The sequence below is a fragment of the Microcoleus sp. B4-D4 genome (assembly GCF_036705185.1).
Classification (GTDB): domain Bacteria; phylum Cyanobacteriota; class Cyanobacteriia; order Cyanobacteriales; family Microcoleaceae; genus Microcoleus.
On the sequence record NZ_JAUBTX010000063.1, the window covers coordinates 23,688 to 34,074 of the forward strand.

At 47.5% G+C, this 10,387-nt stretch carries 7 protein-coding genes and 1 riboswitch; of the genes, 4 read left to right on the plus strand and 3 right to left on the minus strand.

The genetic code is table 11. From position 1 onward, the window contains the following. Positions 1–448: 448 nt before the first annotated feature. Positions 449–3,172 carry a cyanophycin synthetase gene (gene cphA, locus QUB13_RS27675; protein WP_333387585.1) on the plus strand — a complete coding sequence of 908 codons (2,724 nt, stop codon included), beginning with the start codon at positions 449–451 and terminating at the stop codon, positions 3,170–3,172. A gap of 128 nt (positions 3,173–3,300) precedes the next feature. Here cphA and QUB13_RS27680 read toward each other — a convergent pair whose 3' ends face one another. The 3 genes from QUB13_RS27680 to cbiE all read right to left on the minus strand — a co-directional run bounded on the left by QUB13_RS27680 (position 3,301) and on the right by cbiE (position 6,594). Further along, positions 3,301–4,422 carry a DNA adenine methylase gene (locus tag QUB13_RS27680; RefSeq protein ID WP_333387588.1) on the minus strand — a complete coding sequence of 374 codons (1,122 nt, stop codon included), beginning with the start codon at positions 4,420–4,422 and terminating at the stop codon, positions 3,301–3,303. Positions 4,423–4,526: 104 nt separating this feature from the next. Then, a complete protein-coding gene (locus QUB13_RS27685; RefSeq protein ID WP_333387591.1) occupies positions 4,527–5,321 on the minus strand; it encodes a hypothetical protein in 795 nt (264 codons plus the stop codon). A 64-nt stretch (positions 5,322–5,385) separates the two neighbouring features. Further along, complete coding sequence (gene cbiE / locus QUB13_RS27690; RefSeq protein ID WP_333387594.1) at positions 5,386–6,594, minus strand: precorrin-6y C5,15-methyltransferase (decarboxylating) subunit CbiE; 1,209 nt, start codon at positions 6,592–6,594, stop codon at positions 5,386–5,388. A 412-nt stretch (positions 6,595–7,006) separates the two neighbouring features. Continuing rightward, a riboswitch (adenosylcobalamin-variant (AdoCbl-variant) riboswitch) is annotated at positions 7,007–7,086 on the plus strand. On the opposite strand from cbiE, the gene cobG reads away from it, so the two are divergent. From cobG to QUB13_RS27705, 3 genes are all read left to right on the plus strand, one after another. Beyond that, on the plus strand, positions 7,073–8,569 hold the full coding sequence (gene cobG / locus QUB13_RS27695; RefSeq protein ID WP_333387597.1) for a precorrin-3B synthase: 1,497 nt from the start codon (positions 7,073–7,075) through the stop codon (positions 8,567–8,569). (Overlaps the previous riboswitch by 14 nt.) 237 nt (positions 8,570–8,806) lie before the next feature. Continuing rightward, a complete protein-coding gene (locus tag QUB13_RS27700) occupies positions 8,807–9,436 on the plus strand; it encodes a precorrin-8X methylmutase (protein WP_333387600.1) in 630 nt (209 codons plus the stop codon). Further along, positions 9,433–10,143, plus strand: coding sequence for a precorrin-2 C(20)-methyltransferase (locus tag QUB13_RS27705; RefSeq protein WP_333387602.1), 711 nt, complete (start codon positions 9,433–9,435; stop codon positions 10,141–10,143). The genes QUB13_RS27700 and QUB13_RS27705 overlap by 4 nt, the downstream gene beginning before the upstream one ends. Positions 10,144–10,387 lie beyond the last annotated feature (244 nt).

Genomic DNA, 10,387 nt, shown 5'->3' on the forward strand with positions numbered 1-10,387 from the left:
ATTAGGTGGCATTCCGGTCAAATAATGGATGCAACAATACAATAGATTAGCCGTGCATCCACGGACTGACCCCAGAAGGCAGAATCAACAAAATAATTCTACCTTCTGCGTTCTAGTTTCTGCCGAACCTTGACTTTTACTTGTTTTGAGCCGATCGTTCGGGCATGAATTCTCAAAGCTGACGGGCCCAAAAACGGGTATCGCGCCCGCGACGCTATGAGTGTGGAGAACCCCAGATTTTAGACTTTTGTTTGAACTCCCAGACGATCGATCTGTGGAGTAAATCTAAAATCTAAAATCTAAAATCTCCAATTGATACTCCCGCTAATAACTGGAAATTCAGTGCCAAACTGTTCGCAGCGAACAGTCGATCGTCCAATCAAGCTCCAAATTGAATAAATGCTCCAATTACCTATAAGATTTCGCGCCCCATACCCCTATAACTGCGATGAAAATACTTAAAATCCAGACCTTACGCGGCCCCAACTACTGGAGCATCCGACGCCACAAACTCGTACTCATGCGTCTGGATTTAGAGGAGTTGGCAGATAAAACCACATCTGAAATTCCAGGCTTCTACGAAGGCTTGACCGCAGCACTTCCGAGTTTGGACGACCATCACTGTTCTCCCGGCCATCGGGGAGGCTTCCTGCAACGGGTCAGAGAAGGCACAATGATGGGACACGTAATCGAACACGTAGCCCTAGAACTTCAGGAAATGGCAGGAATGCCCGCCGGATTCGGTCGCACCCGCGAGACTGCCACACCAGGGATTTACCAAGTAGTAATCGAGTATCAAAACGAACAAGCAGGTCGCTATGCAGCCAGGGCGGGGGTGCGGATGTGCCAGAGCATTGCCGATACAGGCTCTTATTCTGCGGCGGAATTAGCGCAAGATTTGAAAGACCTCAGAGAGTTTGCTTTGTCTGCAGCCCTCGGGCCGAGTACCGAAACCCTGATCAAGGAAGCAGAAGCGCGCGGGATTCCCTGGCTGCCCTTGGGCGCCCGGTTTATGATTCAACTAGGCTACGGAGTTCATCAAAAGCGGATTCAGGCAACTCTGACCAACCGCACGGGAGTTTTGGGGGTAGAACTAGCCTGCGACAAGGAAGGTACCAAAAATATTCTGGGCGCTGCCGGCGTGCCGGTGCCGAGAGGGACAGTGATTCATTATTTGGACGAACTGCAGGGGGCGATCGAAGATGTGGGCGGTTTTCCGATCGTCCTCAAACCTCTAGACGGCAACCACGGCCGCGGGATCACAATCGACATCAACTCCTGGGAAGTAGCAGAAGAAGCCTACGACTTAGCCAGCGCCGCCTCAAAAACAAAAAGCATCATTGTCGAGCGCTACTACACCGGCCGCGACCACAGAGTGTTAGTAGTCAACGGACAAGTCGTAGCAGTCGCAGAACGAGTCCCCGCTAACGTTGTGGGTAACGGCAGGGATACAGTAGAACAGCTCGTTGCAGAAGTAAACCGCGATCCGCAGCGGGGAGACGGACACGACAACGTACTCACCCGGATCACGATCGACAAATTGACTCTCGATTTGCTGCAAAAACAAGGCTACGCGATGGACTCGGTAGTGCCGGCGGGCGAAAGAGTATTTTTGCGCGCCACAGCAAATTTGAGTACCGGTGGCATTGCAGTCGATCGCACCGACGAAATTCACCCGGAAAACGTCTGGCTGTTTTCCAGAGTGGCCAAAATCATCGGTTTGGACATCGCCGGCATTGACGTAGTAACAGACGATATTTCTGTGCCCCTGCGCGATACGAACGGCGTGATCGTCGAAGTCAACGCAGCACCGGGTTTCAGAATGCACGTCGCCCCGAGTCAGGGTTTGCCCCGCAACGTTGCCGGCGCAGTCTTCGATATGCTTTTCCCCTCGCCTCAACACAGCCGGGTGCCGATTTTAGCCGTGACTGGAACCAACGGCAAAACTACAACAACTCGCCTGCTGGCCCACATTCTCAAGCAGACTGGTCAAATTACCGGCTACACGACTACCGACGGCACTTACATCGGCGATTATTTGGTTGAAAGCGGAGATAATACCGGGCCGCAAAGCGCTCACTTGATTTTGTCCGATCCGACGGTGGAAGTGGCGGTGCTGGAAACGGCTAGAGGTGGAATTTTGCGATCGGGCTTGGGCTTCAATCAGTGCGATGTCGGCGTAGTTTTGAACGTCGCAGCCGATCATTTGGGAATCGGCGACATCGACACCGTGGAACAACTAGCCAAACTCAAGGGTGTCCTCGTCGAGTCGGTAATGCCCAAAGGCTATGCAGTTTTAAATGCAGACGATCCGCTAGTAGCACAAATGGCACCGCGTGTCAAGGCTCAAATTGCATATTTTTCGATGAACCCGGAAAACGAACTGGTTGCCAAACATACCGCTGCGGGCGGGCTGGCGGCGATTTACGAAAATGGCTACTTGTCGATTTTAAAAGGCGATTGGACGCTGAGAATCGAGCAGGCTGTGAACGTGCCGCTGACGATGGGCGGGCGCGCGCCGTTTATGATTGCTAATGCTTTAGCAGCTTGTTTGGCGGCTTTTGCCCAAGGCTTGAAAATAGAAGATATTCGGGCAGCTTTGTCAAGCTTTCAGGCATCGGTAGGTCAAACTCCCGGACGGATGAACTTGTTTAATTTGGGCAGCTATCACGCTTTGCTGGACTACGCCCACAACCCCCACAGCTACCAAGCTTTGGGCAGTTTCGTGCAGAATTGGCCGGGAATGCGGATCGGGGTAGTTGGTGCGCCGGGGGACAGGCGAGATGAAGATTTTGTCACCTTGGGCAAACTTTCGGCCGAAATGTTCGATCGCATTATTGTCAAAGAAGATATTGACAGACGCGGGCGAGAACCGGGTGTGGTGGCCAAGTTAATTTGCCAAGGGATTGCAGACGGGATTTCTGCCCGCACGGGCGATCGGTCTAAAGTTCAATACGAGTTGATTCTCGACGAAACAACCGCTGTTAACAAAGCCCTAGACGAAGCGCCCGCTGGCAGTTTGGTGGTGATTTTACCGGAAGGTGTCACGAAAGCTTTGGGTTTAATTGAAGCCCGGAAACCGATTCAGGAATTGGCGGTAAATGCTGCTATGGTCGATCGCATTTCTGAATCGCAGAATAGTTTAAAACCAACCGTTGTGAATCAAGGCTAAAGTCTTAAGTCTCATTTCATTAATAGATTGGGTTTACAAGTTAAACCCAATCTATTTTTTGCAGTTCATACTATTTTTTATGATTTTTTTTGCATTGAACAAACGATAGACAAATTTATTAACTTACATCAACTTACTGACCAAGTTGCGGAAATACAATATTCATACAATGCTTTGTTAGAGTTCCGTTTCCTAATAATTTCAGAGTGAATATTTGAGTATCCAAGAAGGCGCATAGATTCAGAAAGTAACGCTTCTGTAGCAACCATATTGCCAAAAAAGGTTGAATTGCCAACAATGTAGTGTAGTTCCGCATCGTCTGCCAAAATAGATCTAAGAGAACTCAAATGTAAGTGCATATCATGAAAGTATTTTAGGACGTAAGTTGCCAAAAGATGTGCATTTTTCCCACCAGACATTCTTATATTTTCGACAGTTGAGAATATTTGCTTCGGTAGGCTTTTTTCCTGTATTTGCCAGGAGTTGAGACGGCTAGTTGCAATGCCCCATGTTCCACCAATGGCTAACCAATCCATCTCACCGGCTTCTTTTGCTTCGTTTAAAAATTTTGTCCAGTACATATATGGACGAAGTTCACGAATATAGCTGATCCGATTTGGGTAAGGTGGGGAAGTTATCACTTTATCAACTTTGAGATTACCTAAACCAGCTATGTTACGAGCATCTACTTTCAATACCTTAGCAGTACCAATAATAGTATTCTCAGCAGAGTTCGATATAAATTTTATAATTTCAAAAAAAATCTCTTCTATGCCTTCAATTGCATGAGAAATAACTGTGTCATTAAATGACATAGAAATATGATTAAAAGCTGCTGATGAAGTTTCAATTATTAAACGACAGAACGCAATCCAAACGATATCATAACCCTCGTTCTCTTCAGGTTCTCCGAATTGGTTTACTAAAGCGATTCGCAATGATGCAAGAAGTTTTAGCGTGTAACTAGACCACCAACGTTCAATGTTAAATATTGGTGGCGTCCAATTGTCTTGAGATATTAAACTTCTATATTCCTCTAAAGCTAGTTGTACCTTGTTCAAAATATCTATTAAGCAGTCTTCATCATAGTTTCTGTATTTAGCGTTCCCAAACCAAATAAGAAACGGGTTGATATCAAACGCGAATGCTTGGTTTCCTTGTTGAGCAGCAACAAGTCCTGTTGTAGCTGTACCAGAGAAAGGGTCAAGAATAATCGACTCTCTCTCAACAAAAGCCAAAAGCTTTTCCACAAGTTTCACACCATAGGCCGGAGTAAGTCGAAGCCACCCATGCCGCCCAAGATTGCGATTAGCTTTGAAAGTATAGTCAGATCTTTGTTGAATAGTATATGACATCAGTCTGCACTTAGTAAAACTGCCAATGTTGTGTAAATCTCGCTTTTGATTTCCTCAGAGTTTCGGCGAAAAAAAGCTGCTAAATCATAGCCTAAAATTTCCTGGCAAAAAACAAACAGCGAACTTTGATTGCTACCTGATGTTGTGCCAATCAGCATTCCTCCACGGCTGTTTCGATAGCGTAGTAGTAAATCGACATCAATCTGAGAAGAAAAAATTGCAAAGACTGGCAGGTAGCCGTTTGCCCAAGCAACAGCAATATTATCTATGTCACCATTTTGTCTCTTGCTGTCTTTACTTTTGTATCCCTGCCGAACTTCAAATACGGCTCCATTTGCTGGGGCAGGAACATTAAGAAAACTGCTGTAGTCCGCTATCCACTGAATAACTCTTCCTCTAACCTCAAGATTTTTAATTTCGCTCAGTTCTAGCCTCGCATCCAACGACAAAGTTTTGTCCTTGTCGTTTTTGGTCTTCGTAACGTAAGACCACATGGCATATTTGGGATCTTCGTATCCTGCTCGATCAATTATTATCTGTCTGAATAAATTTTCACAACCTTTCCCAATTTGTCGATAAACCGAGGTCATGCCACCAGCGGCTTTGTGAGCAGCGTACATCAAATCTGAATCAAGACCAATCCATGAGTAAAAAGGATCGGCTCCGTAGATTAATAAGAACCGCGCCAGATCCAATCCTTCCTCTCTATTGCCTAACCCGAATTTGGGCTTGTACCGTCTGCAAAGTTTTACGGGGTCTAGGAATCTTTTGAGGTATAGGTTCTCTTCTGTCACGATTACTTGGCAATTAGTGGATAATATCTTTATGTTTGATATTATACTACTTTGATCACTTTTTTCAACCCTTAACTACCGCCCACTGAGTCACCGGTGCAAGCGGTTTCCAACCCTGAAAAGAACCGATCGCCCCAACACGCTGAATTCCAATCCTAATTAGTTCGCCGCCGTGCAAAGAATGCCATTGCAGCACCGTAAGTTCACTCTCAATTGTCACCGCATTTACCACCAAACGGCCGCCTTCATTTAAAGCATTCCAACAAGTTTCCAGCAAAGCCTCAACAGTGACACCGCCGCCGATGAAAATAGCACTTGGTTTCGGCAAATTTGCCAAAGCTGCCGGTGCGTCTCCCGCCACGATTTTGAGTTCGGGAACACCCAAATTAGAGGCATTTTCAGCAATGTATTCTAGTCTAGTTGGATGACGTTCGATCGCGATCGCCCGACAGCCCCGATGACTCCGCATCCACTCAATCGCGATCGAGCCGCAGCCCGCCCCCACATCCCAAAGCAACTCCCCCGGAATCGGCGCTAACGCAGACAGAGTAACCGCTCGAACCTCCCGTTTAGTCAACTGTCCGTCGTGGCGATACGCAGCATCCGGTAAACCCGAAGTGCGGGGAAGGATAAGAGTTTGTCGATCGGCTGCAACTGCAATGGCGATCGCATTCAAATCCGCCAAATCCGCCACATTCCAAGCCGCTGCAACCCCCTCGATCCGCCGTTCCGCCTCCGACCCCATCCGCTCGAACACAGTCATCAAACTGCTGCCAAACCCCCGCTCAGTCAACAAATCGGCGACCTTTCCCGGCGTGTGTCGATCGGCACTCAACACCAGCAAGCGCGCGCCGGGGGACAAAGCAAGGGCGATCGAGGCGATCGGGCGATTTGTTAAACTAAAAGTCTCAACATCTGCCAGAGCCCAACCCAAACGCGCGCAAATCAAGCTGAAAGCCGATGCTGCGGGAATCACAATCATTTCCGAAATCGGAATTTGGCGCGACAGCGTGACACCAATCCCGTGACACATCGGATCGCCGCTTGCTAACACGCAGACAGATTCTCCGCGCCTGCGGATAATATCGTCAATGGTTGTTTGTAGGGGTGAAGCCCAAACTAATTTTTCGCGGGTGTCGTCGGTTGGTAGCATTGCGAGGTGGCGCGCGCCCCCGACAACGATTTTAGATCGATCGAATAACGATCGGGCGATCGAGCTCAATCCCGAAAGTCCATCTTCGCCAATTCCCACCACCGAAAGCCATTTGTGCATTGCGCCAAGGTAATTACGATTTATCAATTTTCAACAATAATATGAGATTAAATTTACAGTATTTATTGGATAATTTTTTGATAAAAAGGTCAACCGCAGATGTCAAGCCGATCAACAGGGATGCACGCAGATGAAAAATTTAAAAAAATCTATTGTGGCTGTGCTAGAGAACTGCACTTGCACTGTTTTTAGGATTGATAAATCTGGGCCGGCGAGTCATTATTTTAACTCACTCTTGGGTGCATTTTAACCAGATAAATTTGTTTCTTTAGCGAATCTACCGTCTGCAACCTTTATATTTTTGGTAAAAAAGCCGGTTTCTCGCTATTCCTCTGAAAACTATACAAAATTAGCGGGCATTTGTTAAGAAAATTGAGAATTTAAGCGGCGGGCGATCGACTTGTGATACATTTCTTAAACCTGAAAGCGGGAAAGTCCGGTGCAATTCCGGCGCTGTGCCGCAACTGTGAAAGTCAGAATGCCGATTTCAGGAAATTTACCTTACATTCCCTGCGTCGCACGGGGAGGAGATTATTTGTTAGTTTTGACTGATTTACCAACTTGTCCCGGCCTATTTTACGGTTCCCGCGCCCGCGACGGAGTTTTATCGAGGATGCGAATTCCGGGGGGAATTTTAAGCGTACAGCAATGTAGGTCGATCGCCAATTTAGTCGATCGCTACAGTACCGGCTGTTTGCAAATCACAAATCGGGCAAATTTGCAAATCCGAGAATTGCACTCAGAAATTCCCCCAGAAGTTTGGCAAGATTTGCAGGAATTGGGATTAGCGTCTCGCCGCGTTGAAGTTGACCCGATTCGCAATATGATGGCAAGCCCGACAGCAGGAATCGACCGACAGCAGTTACTCGATACTCGCCCTTTAGTGAAAGCTTGGGACGATTACCTGCAAACACATCCCGAATTAGCAGAACTTTCGGCTAAATTTAGCATTGGTTTTGATGGCGGAGAATTAGTTTCAATCCGCAATTTACGGAACGATATTTTATTAGTAGCAGAAAAAAGTTCGACCAATTTTGAAATAGTTTTTCGCCTGTATTTGAACAGCCATACAGAAATTATTATCGAACAATCGCAAACTATTTTAGTATTAGCAGCCCTCGCTAATATCTATCTGGAATACACCAAAAATCGACCGCGAATTGATGGCAAAAAACCGCGCTTGCGGCACTTGCTAGCCGATTGGGGCGTTGAAAATTATCTCGAAAAAGTAGAGACAAAATTGCCGTTTCCCTTGGGGCGAAGCGCGATCGAACTTTCAGAAAAGGCGATCGAACCCAACGCCAATCTCGGCATCCACCGTCAGCAACAGTCAGATTTCTCCTACATCGGCATTGCCCTGCCTCTAGGCAAGCTAGAATCAAAGCAACTGCGGAATTTGGCAAACTTAGCCCAAAATCTCGCCAACGGCACTCTGAGGCTTACACCGTGGCAAAATCTGCTGATTTCCGACATCCCCAATTCCCAAGTTTTTGAGGTCAAACAGCAAATCGCCGATTTAGGATTGCACTCATCCGCAACTAATCTAGATTCCTGCTTAGTTGCTTGCGCCGGTAGCAGCGGCTGCGCGTCGGCGGCGACAGATACTCAAAGTCACGCCCTAACAATGGCCAAGGATTTAGCGCAAAAACTGACGATCGACCGATCGATCAATATCCATTTCAGCGGCTGCGAAAAATCCTGCGCCCAACACCAGCCAATGGACATCACCCTAATAGGAATTCAGATACAGCAGGAAAACCAGACAATCGCAGGTTACAACATTTATGTAGGTAAAAAAGACCAGCCCTTTGGACGGCAAATCTTCCCCGCCGTGACTGTAGCCGAAATGCCCCGCGCGATCGAGCAAATGCTGCGCGCCTACCAGCAATTTCGAGAACCGGGCGAGTCATTTGGCGAATTTTGCGATCGATGGGCGATCGACAAATTGCAGGAGTTTCTTATCCCCAAAAATTAGAATTAAAACACAAAATATCCATTAAAACCGAAAAATTGTAATCCTTTCCCCTTCTCTTTCTTACTTCGCGCCCTTTGCGCCTTCGCGGTTCATTTAAAAAACCTATTTCACCAATCAAACAAACTACCCATAATAACAATTTCAAATAAAGTTAAGTACAGTCTTTTAATGCCCAATGCCCTGTTTGGCCAATGCCCTGTTTGGCCAATGCCCAATTCCCAATTCCCAATTATTTAAATGATTGACTACATCCGAGACGGAACAGAAATCTACACAAAATCCTTCGCCACAATCCGCGCCGAAGCAGACTTGTCAAAATTGCCGCCAGACTTAGAATCCGTCGCCGTGCGACTAATTCACAGTTGCGGCATGACAGATATTGTTACAGACTTAGCAGCTTCCCCCAGTGCCGCCACCCACGGACGTCAAGCCCTCGCAGCAGGCGCGCCGATTTTGTGCGATGCGCGGATGGTAGCCGAAGGCATCACCCGCAAGCGGCTTCCCGCTAACAATCAGGTGATTTGCACCCTCTGGCATCCCGATGTCCCGGAGTTGGCGCGCCAAATCGAAAATACTCGATCGGCTGCGGCACTGGATTTGTGGCTAGATAACTTAGGTGGTGCGGTGGTGGCAATTGGCAATGCCCCGACTGCTTTGTTCCGACTGCTGGAAATGCTGGATGCTGGAGCCCCCAAACCTGCCTTGATTCTCGGTTTTCCGGTAGGATTTGTGGGGGCGGTCGAATCTAAAGCCGAACTCGCAGCCAACAGTCGGGGAGTGCCATTTATCGCGCTGCAGGGGCGGCGCGGTGGCAGTGCAATGGCAACGGCGGCCGTGAATGCTTTAGCTAAAGAGGACGAATTATGACTGAGACTGCTGGTAAATTGTACGGATTGGGCATCGGCCCTGGCGATCCTGAATTGATTACTTTGAAAGCTTATCGGATTTTGCAATCGGTGCCGGTCATTGCATATCCGGCGATGGAAAATGGTAAGGTGCTGGCGCGGGCGATCGTCGCAGATTATTTGCGTCCAGAACAAATTGAGATTCCGATGCCGTTGCCTTTTAGTCCGACGCGATCGTCGCAACCTTATTATGATGTTGCTGCCGAGAAAATTGCCACCCACCTCACTGAGGGCCGGGATGTGGCGGTTTTGTGCGAGGGTGAGCCTTTTCTCTACGGCTCGTTTATGTATTTGTTCAACCGTTTGTCGGGAAAGTTTACTACCGAAGTTGTGCCGGGAATTTCTTCGACTATGGCGAGTGCGAGTGCGCTGGGAGTACCGTTAACTTATCGTAACGATGTGTTAAGTATTATGCCTGCGACGCTGGATGCGGAGATTTTGCGCGATCGGCTGGCGCTGGTTGATGCTGCTGTGATTATTAAGCTGGGGAGGCACTTTGCGAAAGTCCGGGAGGTGCTGATTGAGTTGGGACAGTTCGATCGCGCACTATATATAGAACGCGCAACTATGCCAAATCAGCGAATTAAGGCGATCGCCGATGTCGATCCGGCTGAGGTTCCCTACTGGGCGCTGGTGATGATACCCAGCCAACAAAAGTCTGTATCTTAATATTTCCATGCCTGAAGGCGACAAGCTTCCAGGCTTTTCCTGTTTTTTTGTGGATTCTTGCCCATTTACCCCATTTTCTTCAAATTAATAAGTTAAAATTATAAATTTCATAAGTTTAACTGTCGTTACAGACCTTTACAAAGCTGAGAATATGCTTTATATTTATTTACATGGCGGAACAAAAAGCCGTCACGAACATTGAAAACCAAATAACGCAATCATAAATACATGACAGCCACCTTAC